General features: G+C 35.7%; 25 protein-coding genes, 1 tRNA gene and 1 pseudogene. 12 read left to right on the top strand and 15 right to left on the bottom strand.

Going from position 1 to position 23,763, the window contains the following annotated elements; translation table 11 throughout:
• Positions 1-73: 73 nt before the first annotated feature.
• The 12 genes from B9N66_RS03415 (at position 74) to B9N66_RS03360 (ending at position 10,361) form a co-directional block, all read left to right on the top strand.
• On the top strand, positions 74-1,804 hold the full coding sequence (locus tag B9N66_RS03415; protein ID WP_087579896.1) for a M3 family oligoendopeptidase: 1,731 nt from the start codon (positions 74-76) through the stop codon (positions 1,802-1,804).
• Positions 1,798-2,247, top strand: a complete 450-nt coding sequence (locus B9N66_RS09655) for a hypothetical protein (protein WP_087579895.1) — start codon at positions 1,798-1,800, stop codon at positions 2,245-2,247. Before B9N66_RS03415 ends, B9N66_RS09655 begins: the two co-directional genes overlap by 7 nt.
• Before the next feature lie 51 nt (positions 2,248-2,298).
• Positions 2,299-4,368 carry an ATP-dependent helicase gene (locus B9N66_RS03405; RefSeq protein ID WP_087579894.1) on the top strand — a complete coding sequence of 690 codons (2,070 nt, stop codon included), beginning with the start codon at positions 2,299-2,301 and terminating at the stop codon, positions 4,366-4,368.
• Entirely contained in the window at positions 4,365-5,186 is an 822-nt protein-coding gene (gene truB / locus B9N66_RS03400; RefSeq protein ID WP_087579893.1) for a tRNA pseudouridine(55) synthase TruB, read from the top strand. Before B9N66_RS03405 ends, truB begins: the two co-directional genes overlap by 4 nt.
• A complete protein-coding gene (gene csrA / locus B9N66_RS03395) occupies positions 5,180-5,410 on the top strand; it encodes a carbon storage regulator CsrA (RefSeq protein WP_021090864.1) in 231 nt (76 codons plus the stop codon). Before truB ends, csrA begins: the two co-directional genes overlap by 7 nt.
• Positions 5,407-6,150 (top strand): 4-(cytidine 5'-diphospho)-2-C-methyl-D-erythritol kinase, encoded by a 744-nt coding sequence (locus tag B9N66_RS03390; RefSeq protein ID WP_087579892.1) that lies wholly within the window; start codon positions 5,407-5,409, stop codon positions 6,148-6,150. Before csrA ends, B9N66_RS03390 begins: the two co-directional genes overlap by 4 nt.
• 14 nt (positions 6,151-6,164) lie before the next feature.
• Positions 6,165-6,617, top strand: a complete 453-nt coding sequence (gene smpB / locus B9N66_RS03385; protein WP_087580183.1) for an SsrA-binding protein SmpB — start codon at positions 6,165-6,167, stop codon at positions 6,615-6,617.
• 8 nt (positions 6,618-6,625) lie between these two features.
• Positions 6,626-7,222 carry a thioredoxin gene (locus tag B9N66_RS03380; protein ID WP_087579891.1) on the top strand — a complete coding sequence of 199 codons (597 nt, stop codon included), beginning with the start codon at positions 6,626-6,628 and terminating at the stop codon, positions 7,220-7,222.
• A gap of 62 nt (positions 7,223-7,284) precedes the next feature.
• Complete coding sequence (flgB, locus tag B9N66_RS03375) at positions 7,285-7,719, top strand: flagellar basal body rod protein FlgB (RefSeq protein WP_087579890.1); 435 nt, start codon at positions 7,285-7,287, stop codon at positions 7,717-7,719.
• Between the two features lie 8 nt (positions 7,720-7,727).
• The gene (gene flgC, locus B9N66_RS03370; protein WP_087579889.1) at positions 7,728-8,228 is read left to right on the top strand and encodes a flagellar basal body rod protein FlgC; all 501 of its coding nucleotides are present in this window, start codon (positions 7,728-7,730) and stop codon (positions 8,226-8,228) included.
• Positions 8,228-8,521, top strand: coding sequence for a flagellar hook-basal body complex protein FliE (gene fliE / locus B9N66_RS03365; protein WP_087579888.1), 294 nt, complete (start codon positions 8,228-8,230; stop codon positions 8,519-8,521). The genes flgC and fliE overlap by 1 nt, the downstream gene beginning before the upstream one ends.
• Positions 8,522-8,528: 7 nt before the next feature.
• A complete protein-coding gene (locus tag B9N66_RS03360; protein ID WP_087580182.1) occupies positions 8,529-10,361 on the top strand; it encodes a peptidoglycan D,D-transpeptidase FtsI family protein in 1,833 nt (610 codons plus the stop codon).
• A gap of 112 nt (positions 10,362-10,473) precedes the next feature.
• On the opposite strand, the gene B9N66_RS03355 is transcribed toward B9N66_RS03360, so the two are convergent.
• The 15 genes and pseudogenes from B9N66_RS03355 to B9N66_RS03285 form a co-directional block, all read right to left on the bottom strand.
• Complete coding sequence (locus B9N66_RS03355; protein WP_257639763.1) at positions 10,474-10,974, bottom strand: hypothetical protein; 501 nt, start codon at positions 10,972-10,974, stop codon at positions 10,474-10,476.
• 52 nt (positions 10,975-11,026) lie between these two features.
• The gene (locus B9N66_RS03350; protein ID WP_084108329.1) at positions 11,027-11,458 is read right to left on the bottom strand and encodes a fatty-acid--CoA ligase; all 432 of its coding nucleotides are present in this window, start codon (positions 11,456-11,458) and stop codon (positions 11,027-11,029) included.
• A complete protein-coding gene (gene ccsA / locus B9N66_RS03345; RefSeq protein WP_087579887.1) occupies positions 11,459-14,554 on the bottom strand; it encodes a cytochrome c biogenesis protein CcsA in 3,096 nt (1,031 codons plus the stop codon).
• Between the two features lie 45 nt (positions 14,555-14,599).
• On the bottom strand, positions 14,600-15,157 hold the full coding sequence (locus B9N66_RS03340; RefSeq protein ID WP_087579886.1) for a c-type cytochrome: 558 nt from the start codon (positions 15,155-15,157) through the stop codon (positions 14,600-14,602).
• Between the two features lie 92 nt (positions 15,158-15,249).
• On the bottom strand, positions 15,250-16,488 hold the full coding sequence (locus B9N66_RS03335) for a major outer membrane protein (RefSeq protein WP_087579885.1): 1,239 nt from the start codon (positions 16,486-16,488) through the stop codon (positions 15,250-15,252).
• A 255-nt stretch (positions 16,489-16,743) separates the two neighbouring features.
• Positions 16,744-17,181 (bottom strand): hypothetical protein, encoded by a 438-nt coding sequence (locus B9N66_RS03330; protein WP_087579884.1) that lies wholly within the window; start codon positions 17,179-17,181, stop codon positions 16,744-16,746.
• A 133-nt stretch (positions 17,182-17,314) separates the two neighbouring features.
• Positions 17,315-17,902, bottom strand: coding sequence for a hydrogenase-4 component G (locus tag B9N66_RS03325; RefSeq protein ID WP_087579883.1), 588 nt, complete (start codon positions 17,900-17,902; stop codon positions 17,315-17,317).
• Between the two features lie 82 nt (positions 17,903-17,984).
• Entirely contained in the window at positions 17,985-18,419 is a 435-nt protein-coding gene (locus B9N66_RS03320) for a Dps family protein (protein WP_054196411.1), read from the bottom strand.
• 151 nt (positions 18,420-18,570) lie between these two features.
• Entirely contained in the window at positions 18,571-18,948 is a 378-nt protein-coding gene (locus B9N66_RS03315) for a rhodanese-like domain-containing protein (protein ID WP_087576842.1), read from the bottom strand.
• A gap of 404 nt (positions 18,949-19,352) precedes the next feature.
• A tRNA-Arg gene (locus B9N66_RS03310) sits at positions 19,353-19,429 on the bottom strand.
• Between the two features lie 78 nt (positions 19,430-19,507).
• Positions 19,508-21,586 carry an elongation factor G gene (gene fusA / locus B9N66_RS03305; RefSeq protein WP_087579882.1) on the bottom strand — a complete coding sequence of 693 codons (2,079 nt, stop codon included), beginning with the start codon at positions 21,584-21,586 and terminating at the stop codon, positions 19,508-19,510.
• Positions 21,587-21,598: 12 nt separating this feature from the next.
• Positions 21,599-22,069 carry a 30S ribosomal protein S7 gene (rpsG, locus tag B9N66_RS03300; protein WP_021090980.1) on the bottom strand — a complete coding sequence of 157 codons (471 nt, stop codon included), beginning with the start codon at positions 22,067-22,069 and terminating at the stop codon, positions 21,599-21,601.
• A gap of 78 nt (positions 22,070-22,147) precedes the next feature.
• Positions 22,148-22,546 carry a 30S ribosomal protein S12 gene (gene rpsL / locus B9N66_RS03295; protein WP_021090705.1) on the bottom strand — a complete coding sequence of 133 codons (399 nt, stop codon included), beginning with the start codon at positions 22,544-22,546 and terminating at the stop codon, positions 22,148-22,150.
• A gap of 131 nt (positions 22,547-22,677) precedes the next feature.
• Positions 22,678-23,067, bottom strand: coding sequence for a DoxX family protein (locus tag B9N66_RS03290; protein WP_087579881.1), 390 nt, complete (start codon positions 23,065-23,067; stop codon positions 22,678-22,680).
• Positions 23,068-23,189: 122 nt separating this feature from the next.
• A pseudogene (locus B9N66_RS03285) lies at positions 23,190-23,763 on the bottom strand (DNA-directed RNA polymerase subunit beta'); the annotation flags it as partial.

Below are 23,763 nucleotides of genomic sequence, written 5' to 3'. Positions count from 1 at the left end.
CAGCTAAATTTTGGCTGAAATTTTACTTTTATCCATTTTTTTGTAAAATGTCCCAAAAATTTAAAGGATAAATATGCAAATTTGGGATCTAAAAGCACTTTTTGCAAACGAAAAAGAGTGCGAGCAAAACGCACTAAATTTACAAAAAGAGTGCGAGAAATTTAAAGATAAATACCTTGAAAGTTATGAAAATTTAAAAACAGATGAGTTTTTAAAGGCATTTTCTGAATATGAAAACTTGATCGCTAAAATTTCAAAAGTAATGACTTACGCTTTTTTAAATTTTGCTAAAGATACAAGCAAGGGTGCATTTTACGCAAAGATCGATGAGATAGCAACAAAAGCAAATGAAAATTTGATATTTTTTGAGATCAAATTTAATGAGCTTAGTCCTAAAAAACAAGAAGAGATCATAAAAAGCTCTAAAAAATACAGCTACTATTTAAGCAACCTAGCCAAAGCTAAACCGCACCAGCTAAGCGTTGCAGAAGAGAGAGTCTTGCTTCGCACTGCAAGCACCGGAGCTGATGGATTTTCAAGGCTTTTTGATGAGAGCATGAGCAAGATGAGGTTTAAATTTAAAGGCGAACTTTTAAATGAAGAAGAGATTTTAGCCAAGCTTCATGAGAGCGACCAAAGCGTACGAAAACTAGCCGCCAAAAGCCTTTCAAATGAGCTTAGTAAACACCAGCACCTTCTTGGCTATATATATAATATGATAAAAACTGATCTAAAAACGAGCTGCGAGCTGCGAAATTTCAATCTTCCAGAAGAGCCAAGACACCTTGAAAATCAAATTACCAAAAAAAGCGTTGACTCACTCATCGCCGTAACTGAGAAAAATTTTGATCTAGTCTCTAAATTTTACGAGCGCAAAAGAGAAATTTTAGGCCTTAAAAGACTTTATGATTATGATAGATATGCGCCCCTTAGCAGTGAGGGCGAGTATAAATTTGATGAGTGCAAAAAGATAGTTTTAAAAGCATTTTCAAATTTCTCAAGCAAGTTTGGCGAAATCGCTAAAAGTGCCTTTAGTGACGGTTGGATCGACGTTTATCCAGCACCAAACAAGCGAGGTGGGGCGTTTTCTCACTCAGGATCAAGCGACACACATCCTTATGTTTTGCTAAATCACACAAATCAACGAAGAGACCTTTTTACGCTAGCTCACGAGCTTGGCCACGCCGTGCATCAAAAGCTTTCATATAATGTAAGCTACCTAAACTCGGACACGCCACTAACGACGGCTGAGACGGCTTCGGTCTTTTGCGAGATGTTGGTTTTTGATCACATAAAAGATGACCTTAGCAAAAAAGAGAAAATTTCACTGCTTGCTGGCAAGATAGAAGACATATTTGCCACACTTTACCGCCAGATAAATTTCACCACTTTTGAGCGAGCTGTGCACGCACATGAGGGCGAGATTAGTTTAGATGAGCTAAATAAAATTTGGCTTCAAGAGAGCAAAAAGATGTTTGGTAAAAGTGTCACGCTAAATGACTACTACAAAATTTGGTGGAGCTACATCCCACACTTCATCCACACACCATTTTACTGCTATGCCTACTCTTATGCACAGCTTCTAGTACTTGCACTTTTTGGGCTTTACAAAAGTGGCAAATGCGAAAATTTTGTAGAAATTTACACCGAGTTTTTAAGTCTTGGTGGCAGCCTTAGCCCAAGGGAGCTTGTAGGCAAATTTGGCTTTGATATCGATGATAAAAATTTCTGGCAGATCGGTATAAATGAAGTTAAAAAGTTAGTAGATGAGTTTTTAGAAATTTCAAAAGGAATAAAATGTTAGATGAAATTTTAGACGATGAGAAATTTGCGCTTTTGATGAAAATGCACGTCTATGAGTGCATTGATTTTTTGCTTGAAAAAGGGGCAAATTTCTCAGTTATGGCAAATTTACCGCTAGTTAGCTTTGAGCCAAGCTTGCCAGATGAGATAAGTAGAAGCTTTAATATGCCAGTCATTATGTTTTCACTTGGTGGCTATACGCTTGAGAGTGCAAAGTTAACGCAAGATGAGCTTAGTTTTGAGGCTGGCTTTGGTAGTGAAAATTTTGCCTCAGTGGTCTCTTTCCCACTTGGTGCAGTGGTTCAAATTTTGGTTGAAAATAGCCCGATTCTTGTAAATTTTTCCATTCATAAGCCCAAAGAGAAGCAAGCGGACCACACAAAAAAATCGGTTTCAGTCTTTTTGCAAAATCCTAAAAATAAAGATATATTTAAGAAAAAATAGTAATTTTAAGCATTTTTAGCTAAAATCAAAAGAAAAATTAAAAAGCAAAAAATGGAAAAAATACTATCAAATTTAAACGAAGCCCAATGCGAAGCAGCCACTCATATAGATGGTCCGATGCTCATACTTGCAGGAGCTGGAAGCGGTAAGACAAAGACGATCACTACTAGACTCGCCTACCTCATCGGCGAAGTCGGCATAGACGCTGCAAATACACTAACTCTTACTTTTACAAATAAAGCTGCCAACGAAATGCGAAGCAGAGCCATGGCGATGCTAAGCCAAAGTGGTAAAAACTATTCGCCACTACTTTGTACATTTCATAAATTTGGGCTTTTATTTTTAAAGCTCTACATCGAAAAGCTTGGCAGAAAAAATAACTTCGTCATAATCGACACAGACGATAAAAAACGCATCATCAAAAGCTTTGAAAGTCCAGTCGCGACCGCGATACTTTCAAACGAAATTTCAAACTACAAAAACTCACTTTTAAGCGTCGAAGAGGTCTATAAAAACGCAAATTTCTCTTCATTTGATAAGAGCAAGGATAATTTTTACAAACAAGCTGCTCAAATTTATGAAAAATATGAAGATTATCTCAAAACAAATAATCTTGTTGATTTTGACGATCTGTTAGGGCTTACATATAAAATTTTAGATGAAAACGAAGATCTTGCGAAAGAAATTTCAAATCGCTACAAATACATAATGGTCGATGAGTATCAAGACACAAACGATCTTCAGTACAAACTCCTAAAGAAGCTCTGCTTGTGCCACGAAAATATCTGTGTCGTTGGCGACGATGACCAAAGTATCTACGGCTGGCGTGGTGCTAAGATAGACAATATCTTAAATTTTAAAGATCAATTTAAAGATGTAAAGATCATTAGACTTGAGAAAAACTACCGCTCGAGCGAGGCGATACTAAAGGCTGCAAACGAGCTAATAGATCATAACCGCAACCGCCTTGGCAAGAAGCTTGTGGGCACAAAGGGCGAAGGCGAGGCTGTAAATTTGATAGAGAGCTTTGATGAGAGCGTCGAGGCTGGCAAGATCGCAAAAAATATAAAAGAGCTTTTGAGTAAAGGCGTTCAGGCAAAAGATATCGCTATCTTATACCGCATAAACGCTCTCTCTCGCTCGCTTGAAGATGGGCTAAACAAAGAGCAGATCGCCTATAAAATGGTAGGCGGAGTTAAATTTTACGAAAGAGCCGAGATCAAAGATATCATAAGCTACCTAAGGCTGATAAATAATCCAAATGATGATTTTTCAATAAGACGCATCATCAACCGCCCAAAGCGAGGCCTAGGCAAAGTAAGTCTTGACAAGCTCGAAAAAATGGCATTTGAAGACAAAATTTCCATTTTTGAAGCGATCTCAAACATCTCTGATAACGACGATGCTTTTAGCAAAAAGGTAAAATCAGCCCTTCTTGAGTTTGCAAACAACCTAAAAGAGCTTCAAGAAAGCAGCTCGGTTTTTGACCTCATAGATAAATTTGAAGCTAAATTTGGCGTGAAAAAATACTACGAGAGCCTGCCAGATGGCGCTGAAAGAGCAGCAAACATTGACGAGTTTTACGCTGTTTTAAAAGATCAGATCAAGCAAAATCCAAGCTTTGATCTGGAGGAGTTTTTAAACGAGATCACGCTAACAAGCGAGCAAGACGGCATTAGCGACGAGGCTATTAGCATCATGAGCGTGCATGCTAGCAAGGGGCTTGAGTTTGAGCACCTTTTTGTGATCGGCCTTGAAGAGGGATTTTTCCCGCTCATCGGCGATGGTAGCGACATCGAAGAGGAGCGCAGGCTAGCTTACGTGGCGATAACAAGAGCCAAAAGGACACTTAGCCTAAGCTTTGCAAATTCGCGCTTTTACAAAGGTCAGCGCACGAGGCTAAATAAGAGTAGATTTTTAAGCGAGAGCGGTATCACGCATGGCTCGCTAGTTATCGAACAGAGTAATGAATTTAAAAAAGGCGACCTTGTTAAACATAAAATTTTTGGTATCGGCAGGGTGAGTGCGGTTAGCAAGATCAAAAAAGAGTTTAAACTTACTATAAATTTTGGTGGCAATGTAAGAGAGATCATGTCAAGCTTCGTGGAAAAGGCCGTATGAACGCCATTTTCGTGGCAAACAAGCCTGCTGGCATGAGCTCAAACCACTTTTTAGGACGACTAAAGAGAAAATATGGCGTTAAAAAGGCTGGATTTTCAGGCACGCTTGATCCATTTGCGAGTGGCTGTCTGATAGTCGCTTTTGGCTCGTATACGAAATTTTTTAGATTTTTAGACAAAAGCCCAAAGGTCTATGAGGCGACGATCTGGCTTGGAGCTAGCAGTCCTAGCATGGATAATGAAAATATCACTGAAATTTCAAATGTAAAAGAGATAAATTTAGAAAAACTTGAAGTCATAAGAGGTGAGCTAACTGGTAAGATAAGCTACATCCCACCAAAATTTAGCGCCAAGCATGTAAATGGCACAAGAGCCTACAAGCTAGCTAGAAACGGCGAAGAATTTGAACTAAAGCCAGAGACTATGGAAATTTATGAGAGTCAAATTTTAAACTACTCACATCCATTTTTAACTATCCGTCTAAGCGTAAGCGAAGGAAGTTATATCCGTTCGTATGCAGAAATTTTTGAAAAAAAGCTTGGTTATAATGTAACTTTAAGCTCATTAAAAAGGATAAGTGAAGGCAAATTTTACTACGAAAATGAAAAAATTTTGAATATTTGTGATTTTTTAAACATTCAGGAAAATACATACCTTGGGGATATAAACGATATTCTTGATGGTAAGAAATTAAAAATTAACGATTTTGAAACACAAAAGCAAGGAATTTATTTGCTAAATTATGATAAATTTATGAGCGTAATCCAAATCACGGATGATACTATAAATTACACTCTAAATAAGGTTGAAAAATGTTAATCCTAGCAAGAAAAGAAAATGAAGAAATTTTAATAGGAAATGACATAAAAGTTGTCATAGTAAATATTTCAAAAAATACTGTTAAACTCGGTATCGAAGCGCCACGAAATACAATGATACTAAGAAGCGAACTAGCAAACGATATCAAAAACGAAAATATCCATGCCACAAAAACTGCAAGTGAAGCCGATATTCATGAGCTAGCTAAAAAAATTGAGAAATGAAAAGCTTTGCAAAGATAAATATATTTTTAAAGATAGTTGGCACTAGAGGCAGCTACCACGAAATTTTATCGCGCTTTATCCTCTGTGAGCAGCTTTTTGACGAAATTTATTTTGAAAAGTCAGATTCATTTGCCATAGAATGCAACAACCACGAAATAAAAGATAACATTATTAAAAGAGCAATAGACGAGCTAAAAAAAGCTGGCTTTTCAAACGAGCTTGATGAGTTTTTTAGCTCACACAAAATCATTGTTGATAAAAATATTCCAATTGGTGCGGGCCTTGGTGGAGGTAGTTCAAACGCTGCCACCTTTTTGATAATGGTAAATGATGAGCTAAATTTAAATATAAAACGTGAAAATTTGATACAAATAGCGTCTAAAATCGGTGCAGATGTGGCTTTTTTCGTAAGTGGCTACAAAGCAGCAAATGTAAGCGGCATAGGTGAGATCATAGAAGAATTTGATGATGAAGTACCTGGTTTAAATATTTTCACGCCAAATGTTTTTTGCTCTACACCGGCGGTTTATCAAGAATTTAGAAGCAATTTCTTACAATACATAGACGTTAATGCTGCAAAAAAGATGCAAAATTTAAAGAGCAAAAAGCTACTTGAAATTTATAAAAATGGGGAGTTAAACGATCTTTTTGCCCCATGCTTTAAGCTCTATCCACAGATGAATGAGTTTAAAGATAAATTTCTAAGTGGTAGCGGCAGTAGCGTATTTAGCGTAAAATAAAAGGTAAAATTTTGATAAAAGATCTAGCAAAAAACAAAAAAGCTTTGCATGACTTTAGCATACTTGAAACCTTCGAGGCTGGCATCGTTCTAAAAGGTAGTGAAGTCAAGGCTCTAAGGGCTGGTAGAGCAAATTTAAAAGATAGCTTTGTGCGCGTCATAAAGGGCGAGCTTTTCTTACTAAACGCCCATATCAGCTATCTCGAGACTACACATAGCATATTTCGTCCAAATGAGCGAGCAGCCAGAAAACTTTTGATGCATAGAAAGCAGATTGATAAAATTTTCGGTCAAGTCTCGCAAGATGGACTAGCACTAGTTGTTTTGGCACTTTATCTAAGCGATAAAAACATCGTAAAAGCAAGACTAGCTCTTGCAAAAGGTAAAAATTTACACGACAAGCGCGAGACTTTAAAAAGACGCGAGGCAGACAAAGAGGCAAGAGCTGCCATAAAAAGATATATTTAAGGAATAAGATGAAGAAATTAATTGTTTTAATAATCGCTTTATTTACTTTTTTTGGTTGCGATGAGGACGAGAGCAGCAGTACAAATTTTAAAGAATTTAGCCCAAATGAAGAGGTTAAGCTTATAGACGTAAGCGGCAAGGAGCTTACTTTAGTTAGAAAAGATCACGGCTTTGCTATCAAAAATGATGAAAATAAGGTTTTAATGATCGACATTTTTGGCACATTTTGCCCGCCTTGCCAAAAAGAGGCAGCTGAACTTACAAAATATCAGCTTGAAAACAAAGATAAATTTACGCTAGTTGGACTAACTCACTTTGAAAATGTCACAAATGAGTATGTTTTACACGAATTTATGCAAAAATTTAACGCCTACTATTTCATAACAAACGATCAAAAGATAAATGATAGACTTGCCGAGCAGATCGTAAGAGACATCGAATATAAACACGAGATCGCACTACCTTTTAAAGTAGTGATAAAAAATGGCGAATATCAAATTTTAACAGACGTAGATAGCGGACAATACGGGGTAAAATACTATCTTGGTGGTATAAAAGTCACAAAAATGAAAGAAGATCTGGCAAAAATTTATGAGACAAAATAAATTTGCTCTATATTTGGAACATAGTTTGCTTATAAAAGTGTGAAATTTCATAAGGATTTTAAATGTTTGTTTTAGATAAATCAAAATCTAGCCCACTTGTTGAATCGGCTCTTGCAGGCAGAGAACTACGCCAAAAACTAATCTCTGGCAATCTTGCAAACGTTGATACACCATTTTATAAAGCTAGAGATATAAGATTTGAAGATGTCTTAAAAGAAAAAGCAAATGAAATTTATAACACTTCAAGCCAAAAAAAGCTACAGCTTGCTAAGACAAACGAAGCGCATATGGCTGTGGTTGATTTTCCAAAAAGTGACACAGCTCAAATTTTCTTGCGTGATGGTCACATGGCTAGAAATGACGCAAACACGGTTGATCTTGATGTTGAGACAACAGAAATGGGCAAAAATACAGTTATGATAAACGCTCTTGATAACGCCTACAAGGCTCAAAGCAATATCTTTAAAAGCGTAATAGACGCAAGTGCTAAAAACTAGGAGAGATGATGTCATACTTAAATGATTTTGATATTAGCGGATACGGACTAAGCGCGCAACGCTTTAGGATGAATGTCATCAGCTCAAACATAGCAAACGCTCAAACCACAAGAACGGCCGAAGGTGGCCCTTACAGAAGGCAAGAGGTCATCTTTAAAGAGATGAACTTTGATAAAATTTTAAACGATCAACTTAAAAGCTCACAAAGTCTACTCGAGTATGAAAATCCGCTCGACGACCCAAGCTCACCAAGAAACGCTCACCCTGCCCTAACTAGTGTGATCGTAGATAAAGTGGTGCGCAACGATAAGGACTTTCAGCTAAAATATGACCCAAGTCATCCAGACGCAAATGCAAATGGCTACGTCGCATTTCCAAATATAAATCCGGTCATTGAGATGTCTGACTTACTTGAAGCAACAAGAGCATATCAAGCAAACGTGGCAGCCTTTCAAAACGCAAAAACAATAGCACAAAGTGCGATATCACTTATTTCAGGACAAGCATAATGATAAATAGTATAAATTTAGACAAAATAAATAAAAATGAAAATTCAAATAAAATAGTAAAAGCAGGCGAACAAGGTGGCTTCGAAAATGCTTTAAACGACTCTTTAAAAGAGCTAAACAAGGTTCAAATAAACGCTGATAAAGCCATAGCTGATCTTGCGACTGGCGAGGTAAAAGATCTTCACCAAGCTGCTATTGCGATAGGTAAAGCAGAGACTAGCATGAAGCTTATGCTAGAAATTCGCAACAAAGCGCTAAGTGCTTATAAAGAAATTTCTAGAACACAAATTTAAGTCATTAATGAATTCCAGAAAATCAAAAATAACCATACTTTTTTTATTAATTACTTTTGGAATTTCAATATTTGTGCTTGTCATATTTTATAGAGCAAGTATCGAGCGAAAGCTTCCTAGACTTCAAACAAGCGATATAAACACAGCAATTCGTGGCAATATAATCACAAAAGATGGCTTTAGTATCTCTTCAAGCCAAAAGCTCTACAAAGTAATGCTTGATACTAGAAATATTGATCCTAATAAAAAAGAGATGTTTATCAAGCTATATTCGCTTTACAGCGGCGATGATCCAAACAAAGTAAGAAAGATTATAAATGACACAAAAGGCATCGTTACACTCTCATATAGTATTGATGCAAAGGGTGCTACCTACCTTCAAGAGCTCTCAAGAAAGCTAAATCGCAAGAGCATTTTGGTTTCATACCTTGACCCAAAAACAGGCCTTGCTTCATTTCAGGGCATGAGAGTAATGGAGAGCGGTCAAAATCGTAAATTTATGTCAAAAGATGCCCTCACACCAGCTATTGGCTACGTGAGCAAAACTGAAAGTGACGCGCTTACAAAAAGCAAAGGCGTAAAAGGTCTTGAGAGATATTATGAAGATTATTTAGCCCCTATACAAAATGCAAAAATTTTAGGGCCTCGCGATATTGGAAATAATATTATTTTAACAAGTGACTCAAATTTGGCAACAAGAGTAGATGGCTACAATGCGGTGCTTTCTATACCATTAAAATTTCAAACCAAACTAGAGCAAATTTTAGATGAAAAGCGTGAATTTCTAGATGCAAAAGAGCTAGTCATCTGTATAATGAATAGCAAAAATGGAGAAATTTTAGCTCTAGCCTCTAGCTCAAGATATGATCCTTCAAACATAAGAAAGCAAGATTATAGCGCTCTAAATTCGACCGTTAGCGAATATGCTTATGAAGTTGGCTCAGTTTTTAAACCATTTATATTTTCTATCTTACTTCAAGAGAAGAAAGTAAATCCATTCGAGCTTGTAAATACCTATAATGGCCGATACCAACTTGGCAAAAGGATAATTAAAGATACCCATCCGGAGCCTTTTATGAGTGCTGAGGATATAATCGTACATAGCTCAAACATCGGTATGATCCAGCTTGTTGAGCGTTTAAATGGGCCACAAATTTATCAAGGACTTTTAAATTTTGGTTTTTCAAGAAAAACAGGCATAGATCTACCTTACGAGCAAGTAGGTATGATGCCAACAGTTACAAAGCTAAACTCATCAACATATAAGGCGACTGTGAGCTACGGATACGGCTTGCAAGCTACATTTATGCAGCTTTTAAAAGCCTATAATACATTTAATAATAAAGGCATTGAAGTTACTCCTCACATGGTTGCCTACTTAGAGAGAAATGGAAAAAGATACGATTTGCCAAAGTCCGAGCCAGCTCAAGTTATATCACAAGAGACCGCAAAGATAATGAAGAGAATTTTAATAAAAACGGTTGAGAAAGGTACTGGACTAAAAGCCTTTACGCCAGGACTTGAGATAGGTGGCAAGACTGGAACTGCACACATTGCTTCAGGTAGTGGTGGATACAGCAACACCTACAATGGCTCATTTTTTGGCTTTGTGAACGACACAAGAGGTAATAGCTACACAATAGGCGTTTTAGCAAGGGATCCTAAAAGACCTTACTACTACTTCGGCGCTCAAAGTGCCTTGCCTATGTTTAAAAAGGCAGTTGATCTGATGGTTGAGGATGGATATTTATTTCCTGATGCAAATATAATAGCTGAGTTTGAAGCCAAAAAAGATAAGCTTAAAAACGATAAGACAAAACAAAAGCCTGCTTTGGACTAAAATTTTAAAGATAAGAAAGATATAAAAACTAAGCAAAAGCTAAATATAAAAATTTCTCTTGCTTTTTGGCATTTTCTCTAATTGCAAAACCTTTAATGCTCTTAAAATACTTTTAGTTTCTAATAGCAATTAAATTATAAATAGAAAATCTAAACTGATCAAAAAGATTTAAGCCCTTAATATTTTTAGAAGTTATCTCTTTGTCATCTTTGTAGTTTTTTCCGCCTAAAAAGAGCAGATAAATAAGCGGGGTAACATAATTAAATCTTAAAAAAAGCGCTACGATACAATGAAAAAAGCCGTAGTTATATTTGATGCAAACATAAAAGCCATAAATTATATAGGATATCATTAGAATCAAAAAAGCATAGAACACAAAGCTTAAACCAGTATAATCTGAAATATTTAAAAAGCTACAAACTAAAATAAAAGTACCTACCAAAGTAGGCAATATAATGATTGGAAAAATTAGATGAAGTCCAATTAGATCAAATTTACTCGTATAAACCTTTATATTATATCTACCTGCAGGAATTATCAAAAATATAGGCAATACGATTAAAAATAAAATAAGAAATATCACGTACATAGAATCAAAATCATAAGAACTCATTTTTATACCAAATTTAATTTTAAGATATTTAACTACACTTTTTTAAATAAATTTATCTACGATTTTTGCGATTTTCTATGCCGATTTTCTCACTCTCTTCTATCTCGACAATATAGCTTGGATTTTTCTTTTTAGCTTCTTTGTCTAAAAAACTGATGAGCTTTGCATCAGAATTTTTATGAGAGCAGATTAAAATTATAAAATTTATATAGTTATTTGCCTCTTTTGGCATGACTTGGTTATTTTTAGCTGGTATACTAAAATTTCCTACAAAGATTTGAATAAGTTCGAAAAGCTCGTTTTTACTTAAACTATTATCACCAGCAAGCTTTTCAAGTTTTTCGATTGTTATCTCTTCTTTTTCTAATGCAAGCTCCTTTATTTCGGCGCTATAATCTCTATTTCTTAAAAGTAAATAGATTAACGCACAAATTGCAATTAATAGCAATACAATAAAGAAAACTATTAGACCTTTTATTAGCATCTAAAGCCTTGAGCAAAGTGATCGCTTTGTAAATGCCAAAATACTCATAAGCACCATTATCACGATACTAATCCAGACAAAATCAGGCACTGGCAATGGATCGCCAGCTGCATACGAGTGCATACCAGCTAAATAAAAATTTACGCCAAAATAAGTCATAATAATCGACCAATAAGCAAAGAATGAAGCCACTGCAAATGCATACTGGTTATTTAGCTTTGGAATAAATCTTATATGAAGAACTGCGGCATAAACAAGTATCGAAACTAATGCCCAAGTCTCCTTGCTGTCCCAGCCCCAATATCTACCCCAACTCTCGTTCGCCCAGACACCGCCTAGGAAATTTCCAAGAGTAAGCAAGCTAAGTCCTAGTATCATAGCCATCTCATTTATACGAGTAGCTTCAAGAATATTACGAGAAATTTCTGGATTTGGCTTTTTCTTATTTTGCAAAATGATAAGCAATAGTGTAAAGCCACCAAGTAACGCGCAAAGCCCTAAAAATCCATAACTTGCAGTAATGACAGAGACATGTATTGTTAGCCAGTAGCTTTGAAGTACAGGCACAAGTGTAGTGATCTGCGGATCCATCCAGCTAAGGTGCGCAACAAACAATGTAACGCCAGCCAATATAGACGTAAGAGCAAGGGCGATAGGGCTACGTTTTGCAAAGACGATACCAGAAAATCCTAAAGCCCAAGCGATATAGACCATCGATTCATAAGCGTTACTCCAAGGCGCATGCTCAGCAATGTACCAACGAAGTCCAAGTCCGACAGTGTGAGCAAAAAAAGCTAGTAAATTTATAATATACACAATCTTTACAATACCATTTATCTGGACCTTTGGAGCTAGCATTTTGATAAAAACAAAAAATAAAAGTGCAAGGCCAGCCAAAAGATAAACCGGCGTCAATCGTTCAAAAATTTGAATTTTATTAAACAAAATTTCTATATTTATCTTTTCTTCACTTGGCATTACAGCAGAGCCGTACTTTTGCTGATAGGCTGAAATTTTATCAAGTGTGGCATCAGCCTTACTCCAATCATTATCTTTTGTTGCTGCATCAACTGCTGCAAAATACTCTCTCATCATATTAATGACTAGATCGGCCTCCTTAGGCGGAAAATACATCATTGCACTAGCAGGTGAATACCAAGAGTTTGATGGGTCATCTTGCTTTGGAAAAATTTTAAAAATTTCACCAATAAATATCATATAAAAAACATTCAATCTCTCGTCGATCTTTATCACATCTTTATCAAATGTATTGCGTGATCCAGGATGCTTACGATTAGCAATTTCAGCAAATTTTGTGAGTTTATATTCACTTCCGCCATCTTTTGTAGCTCTAAAAAAATCATTAAAACTTGCATACTTTGCATTTTCATCTATGCCAAGCTCTTTTTTTAGCTCCTTGCTTTGTCCAAGTGAGATAATTTTTTCATTTCGCCAAAAATCAGGCGTTACCATTATTGAAAGCATAGCTTGATTAGAGTTTAGGCTATTTATGTTCTCGCTTCTATGTATTTTATTTAAAATTTCTTTACTAAGAGTGTCAAATGGCTTCATTCTACCATCTGAGCTTTGCACAATAAGTCTAGAAAGCTTTTGTGTGTGCTCTTTGCTGATATTAGGCAAAAAGTCTTCAGCCTTTAATGAGCTAAAACTTAAACTTAAAAGCATAATGGCAATGATAGCAACAACCTTTTTACCACCTTTTGTTGATTCATTGTCTATTAACTTAGCTAGCTTTCTAAAGCGGCTACCAGGATTTACAACATTTAACACAAAGCCAAGCCCAAGCAAAAAGTAGCCGATATAAGTTGGTATCTTGCCTGGATCTTTATTTACAGAGAGAATGGTTCCTTTTTCATCTGTATCGTATGAACTTTGGAAAAATCTATAACCATCATAGTCAAGCACGTGATTCATATAAATTTTATAGTCAAGCCCTGACATGTTTGTATCATCTTTTACGATAACTTCACTTGAATAGCTCATAGGAGAATTTGAGCCAGGATATCTTTTAAGCTCAAAGTCTTTTAAGTATAAGCTAAACGGAAGTTTAACTTGCTGCGCACCCCATGAAGCGTTAAATTTTTGTCCAGCCACAGCTAAGCGTGAAGGCTCTGTTAGGTTATAAAAAATATGCATCTCTTTACTCTCGCCTTTATAATTTAATTCAGCTATCAAGGCGTTAAATTCGCTATCTTTTGTGCTAACTAGCTTTCTTAAAGCATGAGTCGAAACTAATCTTGGAGCAAAATTTATATTTGAAATAGTATAAAGACTGCCCATGCCAAAATCATTTACACTACCAGCTTTTAACTCAGTTTTTGAGCTATCACTCATTGTAAATTTTGAAAGATCAGTATTTGAAGTAACTGTGAAATTTCCGTCCACTAATTTAAAAAGCACATATTTTTTACTCTCATCTGGTTTAGCATTAAAGATAAAACTAATATCTGCAACTCTTGCTTCCTCTTCTTCTAACAAGAAGATTTCTTCACTTTCACTCTCGTTTGAAACCACAAATTCCACTACTGGTTGCCCGTTTTTATCATCCACAAACTTATAACTTGCATTTGGCACAAATTCTTTAAATTTTAAATTAGCTTCATTATCTGCTATTTTTAGCTTTAGATCAAAACCTTTTTTTGCATCAGAAATTCCTAGTGGCAAAGCAGCGTTTATCTCTTCTCCATTATCGTTTAATGCAGTTAAATTTAAATAGGATATTTTTGTCGTAACGATATTTGACTGAGTTTTTTCTCTTATATGCATATCAGCCTCAAAGCCAAGGTATCTTGTTATGCCAGCACCGATTAAGATAACGATAAAACCAAGGTGAAAGATAAGCGAAGGGAGCTTTTTAGGATCTATTAAGTTATATCTAAAGATATTATAGGCCAAATTTATGCCAAGAAGTAGTTGAATGAGAGCAAACCAGCTGGCACCATAAACATAGTACCATGCAGCTTCTGTGCTGGTTTTACTTTCTATTATCGTAGCGGCTCCGCTAGCTATGGCAAAGATTATCATCAAAATGATAGCTGGACCCATACTTAAAAATAATGATCTTGGATTTAACATCTGCTTCCTTTTATTTATATTATGACAAAGCTATCAAAGTAAAACTTATCTTAAATAACTGCCTTGCTTTGTTTGAGTAGAGACTGGTTTGTTTTCATTTACGTCTTGTTCAGCAAATGCATCTTTGCCCTTTAGATAGGCAAGAATCGCACCAAGGTCATTATTTGAAAGAATTTTAGCTTGATTTTGCATTACATTTTTACCGCTTCCACCAAAACTTGAGTCACTTCTATAAGAGATGATGCTATCTTCAATATCCTTAGCATCCATATTTTTTAGAGGCGTTGAACCAAATGGTCTTTTATCAGCATTCTCGCCATGACAGCTAGCACATTGCTTTTCATAAAGCTCCTTACCCAAAGAAACACTATATCTGCCCTTTCTATCAACGCCCAATTTTAAAATTCTATTATCTTTATAGCGTCTTGGATCTTCATCGACATAGACATTTACTTTTTCATTTCTATCATTAGCCTGCTTTTTTGCCATTTCTGCAAGTTCTTTACCAAACTCACCACGAGCTTCTATATAGTAGACTTGTGAAGCTGCAAAGGCATTTGCCACCAAAAAACACGCCAAAAAAGAAATTTTAATACTTTTCATAATTTTCCTTGAAATTTTGCTCTAAATTTAAAAATCCCGGATCAGATTACTCCGACCCGGGATTATATCATAAGTTGATTAATGAGCTACGATTAGAATGAGTATTTAGCCTCAAATCTAAATTTATCTTCTTTTGCTTTAACATCATTAGCAAATTTATGTGTTTGGAAAGAGTAGAATGAGCTAAATTTCAACTTTTTGCTGTATTGATAAGCAAATCTTGGAACAAATTCTTCTATTTTCTCTTTTACATCTTGATTATTTGCTCCTGCAGTTTTTATATTGCCTTTTACATAATCCAAGCCAACTGTAAATTTATCAAATGCATATGCACTTGTTGCATAGAAGAAGTTACCTTTACCTTCTGTAAGCGTCCAATCAAATACATCTTCACCAGCATCTATCAAAGAACCTTGATCTTCAAAACTAAATGATGTTGCGCCCTTATCTTGAACTTTCCAACCTATATAGCCAGCAGATAAATCAAGACCAAATAGTGAAGCTGAAAGTTCACCAGCATAGAAGTTACCATCATTGTATTTATAACCATTTAATGAAGATAAATAATTTTTTGCTTCTTTATCAGCTGTACTATTTACATAGTTGATTCTACCGCCTAAGCTAATATCATCATTAATAGCAAAATTTGCTGAAACATCAGCTGCAAGTAGGTCAGCTAGATTTGTTAGACTAGCATACCATAGTTGGAAATTGATAGGATCATATGAACCAGCGATACCAGCTGCATATAGATTTCCAACATCGTAACCATCTAGGTTATTGGTTACGTTTGTTTTATATAGATCGCCATCGCTTTCATCTCCACCCTCTAGTGCATCAAAAGCTAAAGCTGTTAGGGTAAGACCTTCAATATCTTCATTTACTACTCTTACACCAGTACCGATAGCATCATCTGTAAAGTATGAGCCAATCTCTTGTTTGCCAGCTGTTATAGTAGTATTTCCAGCTTTATAACCAAGATAGAATTGGTGAACATTAAAAGGTGTCTTTGTATCTGTCTTGTCTGTTCCTGCGTCTACATTATCACCTGAACCATCGTTTGCATTATATCTTAGGCCGATAACACCAAAGAAGTTATCATCGATGGCAGCTTTAAAATTTGTAATCATTTTAAAGTTATGTTTTGCATCATTGGCTTTTATGACATTTTCTTGTCTTTTGTCATACTCATGAGTATGAGTATATCTATATCTTGCAAATCCTGAAAGATCTACATTTTTTATAGCTTCTTCAAGTGGAGTAGCACTTGCTACGCTTGAAAATGCACCTAAAGCAACCAAAGCGGCTAAACTAATTTTCGTTAGTTTCATTTTTTCTCCTTTTAAGGTTTTGTGCTGACGATTATAATCAATAAAATTTAACATGAAGCTTAAAATTTTTAATTTCAGTTACCGATCGTTTACCGTAATTAATCAAAAATAGATAAAAGTTGATAATTTTAAATAAAACAAGGACAAAATTTTAAAGAAGTAAAAAGAAAAAGGGGCTGTTGCTTTGCCCCTTAAAAGGAGTTCTAGTTTTGATTGCTGTTGAAATTATATAAGCAAGCAGTAAATCAACGGTAATTAAAAAGAAATTTTTTCCTCTTTTGGCACTTCGATATTTGTTTTTACATTTTTTCTTTTAATAATCACTTCATTTTGTGGCTTTTTTATACCATTATATAAGCCACTAGAGCCACCCTCTTTTATAATAAGCATATCTATAAGTTTATCTGCATAAAAGGTCGCATAGACCAAGTCGCCTTTATCATAATAGTATCTATTTGCACAAAAATTTGCTTTATTGAGTTTGTGATTTTTTGTATCGCTCGCCACTATTTCATAGCAGTATTTTGAATCTTTATAAGTAACCTCTTTTATAAAACCTTTGATCGAGCTTTTTACTGGTGTATTTTGCATGACCTGTCTTGGCTGTTTTCGCACTGGTGGGTTATCCTCAAAAAATGAGCAACCCAAAAACATGATGGCAGTTGCCAGTGGAAGTAAAATTTTAGCTTTCATCTCTTCTCCTTAGTGTAAAACGGCGAAGTATAACTTTTAAGATTAAATAAATTTTGCGGGAAATTAAAGGCTCGTATCTAAATTTATATACACGATCATACAAATTTATCTTAGGCGAGCCTGCCTAAGATGGTTAAGCTGAAACATTTAAAACGTTACCGCCAAGCTCGGCGATCTTTTTATCAAGTGTCTCAAGGGTCTTTTCGATAGTCTTTTGTGAAATTTCAGGAAGCTCACCTCCCCAAATTTTCTTCGCATCCTCAAAACCCTTTGCCGCGCCCTCTCTACCAGCTTTTAGTTTTTCCACGTCATCACCTGCACCATTTAGCACAAAGCTAGCTATCCTATCAACCGTATTTGCGATACCAAAAAATCCATTCTCGCTGATAAGATCATTTGCCTCGTCACTACTTAGCTCGTTTAAAGATTTACCGTTATAGCCGATATTTGCAAGATCAAGTCCTGATAAAATTTCTGATAAATTTTTAGGCGCATTAAAGCTTAAGCCGCTTTGGGCTAGTAAATTTGAACTACTACTTTTAACGATATCTTTTTGATACTGCAAAAAGTAGCTATTTGAAATGTCTTTGGCTGTTAAATTTGTAATTTCAGACTCTTTTTTAGAGATATTCTTTTCATCTTTATGAAGCGAAATTTCTGATTTTACATTTCCTTTTAGACCTAAATTATCGTATGAGTTTGCAATTTGAGAAATTTTCATTTTGGCTCCTTAGAATTTATAGAATCAATATCGCCAAAAAGTAGAATTTATTTAGATAGAGCGGGAAAACTCCCGCTAGTAGTTATTTGCTAAGTGTTGCGTTTAGCATCCAGATCGCTTTTTCAAATTTTGCGATTTGATCTTGTGCATACATTTGAGTTGTTGTATCGCCTTCTGCAAGTTCGTCAAGCTTTTTAAACTCGCCCAAAAGGTGTTTATAATCAGCCAAGACAATCTCTAAAACCTCAGTTGGAGTGTAAATTTCTTTTGGCTCGTGTTTGATATGAGTAACTTTTGCTAGCTCCTCAGCCTTGACAATAGGTCTGCCACCAAGCATAAGAGCTCTCTCAGCTGTATCGTCAAATATCTCACTCATATCTTCGTAAGCCTTTTCTGTGTATTCATGAACGCTAAAAAATTGAATACCTTTTACATTCCAGTGAAGATCGTGAAATTTAATATAAAGTGCATTTGCATCAGCCTGAATAACATTTAATTGTAAAATAACTTTTGACATTTTGTCTCCTTCTTTATTATAAATATAATGAAATTATATATAGCTAGAGTTAATCGGTAGTTAATCAAATAATAAAATTTATTATTTGATATAAAATTTGACTACAAAATAAAATTATCTTGTAGTCAAATGTAGAATTATAAAAATTTATCTATTTTTTATAAGGCGTAGTTTTGTAGCCTTGCTCAATCAAGCTACTCATACCTCCATCTAAATTTATTATCTTAAGATCTGAGCTATCTATCGCTGCTGCAGCTGCTGTGCTTCTTCTGCCGCTTCTGCAAACAAGAGCAATAGGTTTTTTGACATCAACTTCTTTTGAAAGCTCCTCTAAAAATGCACTCTTATCGTTTGGATTAAAAGTTATAGTCTTTGCACCTGCGATAACGCCAGTCTCTTGCCACTCAGATGGAGTTCTTATATCGATAATCTGATCATATTTTTTGATCTCGTCTGGGCTTATATTAACGGTTTTAACATCAGCTGACAACATACAACAAACAGCTCCTAAAAGTAAAATTTTTTTCATCTACTCTCCTTAAATAAATTTTTGAAATGTTAGCACGGATTATTAAATATATAAAAATTTTTGTTGATAAAATTTATTAGTTTAGATAAAAATTAATAATATAACGTGTTGATAAAAAAGCTAAACCCACTACGAATGCATATATAGATAAACCGACTAGATTGATGGAAATATAGTCATTTACCATTATGTTTTTATAAAATTTCTCTTTGATATTAGTGATCTTATTTGCATATCACTTGTAATCTTTTTTATAAAGTCCATTCTTTACATTTTTTCTTTTACTATATTATACTGATCAGCATAAGAGCATTTTTATAAATTGCTATATCTTATTATATGTTTTAGTATATTTAAAAAACACTTGTTTGAGCACTTTGTATTTTACAAAGGCGATTGTATGATGGTGTCCCCAACAGGGTTCGAACCTGTGGCCTCAGAATTAGGAATTCTGCGCTCTATCCAGCTGAGCTATGAGGACAAATTTGCAAGTTAGTTTAAATTTTTACTCAAGTGGTTAAATTTTAAAGGGCAGATCGCTCTGCCCTATTTTGGCTAATTAGCCATTTCTCTTTTTAATGATCTCTTCACTTACGTTTTTAGGAACTTCTTCGTAGTGATCAAATTCCATAGAGTAAGTCGCACGACCTTGAGTCATTGAGCGAAGATCTGTTGAGTAGCCAAACATTTGAGCAAGTGGACAATAAGCTGCAATGATTTTTACACCATTTCTATCATCCATTGAATTTACTTGCCCACGGCGTTTATTAAGGTCACCGATAACATCACCCATATACTCTTCTGGAGTCTCAACTTCAACTTTCATCATTGGCTCAAGGATAACCGCGCCTGCTTTTCTAGCGCCCTCTTTAAAGCCCATTGAAGCAGCAAGTTTAAACGCCATTTCAGATGAGTCAACTTCGTGGTAACTACCATCAAAAAGTGTAACTTTAACATCTTCAACTGGATATCCAGCAAGAACACCGCTTTGAAGTGCCTCTTTACAACCTTTTTCAACAGCTGGGATGTACTCTTTTGGAACAACACCACCTTTGATGTCGTTAACAAATTCAAATCCACTAGCAGCTGGAAGTGGCTCGATACGTAAGAATACGTGACCATATTGACCACGACCACCTGATTGTTTAGCATACTTATACTCTTGTTCAACTGACTTACGGATAGTCTCGCGGTATGCAACTTGTGGCTGACCAACTTCAGCATCTACTTTAAATTCACGAAGCATACGATCAACAATGATCTCTAGGTGAAGCTCACCCATACCACTAATGATAGTTTGTCCGCTCTCTTCATCAGTGCTAACTCTAAAGCTTGGATCTTCTTGAGCTAGTTTTTGAAGAGCGATCGCCATTTTTTCTTGATCTGCTTTTGTTTTTGGCTCAACCGCAACACTAATAACTGGCTCTGGGAAGTCCATTCTCTCAAGGATAACTTTATCTTTTTCACTTGCAAGAGTATCGCCGGTTAGGGTATTTTTTAGACCAACAACAGCACCGATTTCACCAGCGAAAAGTTCTGTAATCTCTTCACGTTTATTTGAGTGCATTTTTAGTAAGCGGCCGATTCTCTCTTTGCAGTCTTGAACTGTGTTGTAAGCATAACTACCGCTTTCAAGGCTTCCTCTATAAACACGGATAAATGTTAGCTGTCCAACAAATGGGTCAGTCATGATCTTAAACGCAAGAGCAGCAAATTCGCCATTATCTGTACTTTCAACAGTCACTTCAGTGCCATCTTCATAAACACCATTTATCGCTGCGATCTCATCTGGAGCTGGTAAATAATCAACAACAGCATCAAGTAGAGGTTGGATACCTTTGTTCTTAAACGCAGTTCCGCAAAGCATAGGTGTGATAGTCATTCTTAAGCAGCCTGCTTTTATACCTTTTTTGATCTCTTCTTCAGTTAGTTCTTCGCCTGCAAAGAATTTCTCCATCAAGCTATCGTCTGTTTCAGAAACAGCTTCGATTAGTTTTGCGCGGTATTCTTCAGCTTTATCTTTAACTTCAGCTGGAATTTCTTCTTCTACATAGTCAGTTGGCTTTTTCTCGTCATTCCAAACATAAGCTTTCATTCTTACAAGGTCAACCACACCTCTAAAGTTATCCTCGGCACCTATAGGAATTTGAATAGGAATTGGGTTTGCTTTTAGTCTTTCCCTGATTTGCTCTTCAACTCTAAAGAAATTTGCACCAATTCTGTCCATTTTATTAACAAAAACAATTCTTGGTACGTGATATTTATTTGCTTGTCTCCAAACAGTTTCTGATTGTGGTTGAACACCTCCAACAGAACAAAATACTGAAACAGCACCGTCAAGAACACGCATAGAACGCTCAACTTCGATAGTAAAGTCAACGTGTCCCGGAGTGTCGATTAGGTTTATTTGATAACCCTTCCAAAATGCCGTAGTTGCAGCTGAAGTAATAGTAATACCACGCTCTTTTTCTTGTTCCATCCAGTCCATGGTAGCAGCACCATCATGAACCTCACCTATTTTATGGCTCATGCCAGTAAAGAATAAAATTCTCTCACTAGTAGTTGTCTTTCCAGCATCAATGTGAGCCGCAATACCGATATTTCTTACCTTATGTAAAGGCGTTTTTCTCTCTGCCATACTAATTCTTTCTTACCAGCGGTAGTGAGCAAATGCTTTATTAGCCTCTGCCATCTTGTAAGTATCTTCCTTCTTCTTGAAAGATGCACCTTTTGAGTTTGCCGCATCTAAGAGCTCATTCGCTAGTTTATCTATCATAGTTCTTTCGCTTCTTTTTCTAGCGTAAGTTATAAGCCAGCGGATAGCAAGGGCTTGTTGGCGAGCTGGGCGAACCTCAACTGGTACTTGATAAGTAGCACCACCAACACGGCGTGATTTAACTTCTAAAATAGGTTTTACATTTTCAATAGCATCATTAAAAACGTCGATGCCTTTAACCTCAGCATTTTTCTTTTCTATGGCTTTAATAGCACCATACATTATCTCAGTAGCGACGCTTTTTTTGCCATCATACATAAGAGAATTAATAAATTTAGTGATTATTTTATTTCCGTAAATCGGATCAGGTAAGACTTCCCTTACAGGGGCTTTTCTTCTTCTCATTTTGATCTTTCCTTCAAATTTTTATGAAATTTTACTCAAACGTTTGCAAATTATAGCAACGTCTGCGAACCTAAATTTTTACTTTTTTGTTGCAGCTGCAGCGCCAGCTTTAGGGCGTTTTGCACCATATTTAGAACGAGAAACTGTTCTTTTTGCAACACCAGCAGTATCAAGTGCACCACGAACGATGTGATATTTAACACCTGGTAAGTCTTTAACCCTACCGCCGCGAACTAAAACGATACTGTGTTCTTGTAGGTTGTGACCTTCACCACCGATATAGCTGATGACTTCAAAACCGCTTGTTAGCCTAACTTTGGCAACTTTCCTCAAAGCCGAGTTTGGTTTTTTAGGAGTTGTAGTATAAACCCTAGTGCAAACTCCTCTTCTTTGAGGGCACTCTTTTAACGCTGGAGATTTTGACTTAACAGTCACTTTCTTGCGTTCTTTTCTGACCAATTGATTTATGGTTGGCACAATAATTCCTTTCAACTAAATTTATTAAAAAGACCTAATTTTATTTAAAATAAACTTAAATAACGGTTAATAAGTTAGACTTGTTCATCTAATTCTTGATTTTATAAAAACTCTGCTGTCTTTATTTTGTATTAGTCTTGTTTGACAGCATATTTGCCACTACCTATCAAAAGAATACAAAGTGAAATAGCAATATAAAGGTAAATAAGCTCTGATTTAAATCCATTAACCTCGTTTAATGCAAATAAATTTGCAAATCCATAGTACGAGTATAAAATAGTAATACTAGTACCTAAAACTAGGATAGCACCTACCCTTGAATAAAAACCAATAATTAACATAATTGGCGCTAAGACCTCTCCAAGATAAGAAAAATATGCTAAAAATTCAGGCAAACCAGCATTGACCAATATACCTTTTACCCCACTAAGTCCATGTAAAATTTTACCAAAACCATGCATAAAAAGGCAGATACCAAGTCCTAAACGTATAAATAAAAGTCCAAGATCAACGTTTTTCATAAATTCTCCATGATGTGATTTCAAAGATAAGGATTTTATTAGGTGATAGTTAATAGCTTGTAAATTTTTAATTGATTTAATTTTTTAAGGAGGTTAAGCCCCAAAAATAGGGGCTTGAAGTATTAGTTTTCTTTGATTTTTACTTTTTTATCTTTATAAAAACCAGTTCCAACCGGAATCATACGTCCTAGGATAACGTTCTCTTTTAGATCTTCAAGATAGTCAAATTTAGCAGCGATAGATGCTTCTGTTAAGACTTTAGTTGTCTCTTGGAACGATGCAGCAGAGATCACACTATCACTTCCGATAGCCGCTCTTGTAACACCAAGAAGGATCGGCTCAGCAATAGCTGGCTCACCACCCATGTTCATAATGCGCTCGTTCTCTTCTTTAAATTTATTTCTTGAGACCATATCGCCAACTATGAAATTTGTATTTCCACTATCAACGATTTTGACTTGGCGAAGCATTTGAGAGACGATGATCTCGATATGTTTATCTGCGATCGCAACACCTTGGCGACGATAAACTTGTTGAATCTCGCTAATCAAATAGTAGTGAAGCGCTTTTTCGCCAAGAATTCTTAAAATATCGTGACTTGAGATTAGTCCATCAGTTAGTTTCTCGCCAGCATGGACAAATTCCCCATCTCTTACTTGGATCTGACGACTTTTCTCGATCAGATACTCAGCAGTT

It is taken from the genome of Campylobacter concisus (assembly GCF_002165775.1).
Classification (GTDB): domain Bacteria; phylum Campylobacterota; class Campylobacteria; order Campylobacterales; family Campylobacteraceae; genus Campylobacter_A; species Campylobacter_A concisus_E.
Note: the sequence above shows the minus strand (reverse complement) of the source record. Positions and strands in the feature narration are given on the sequence as shown.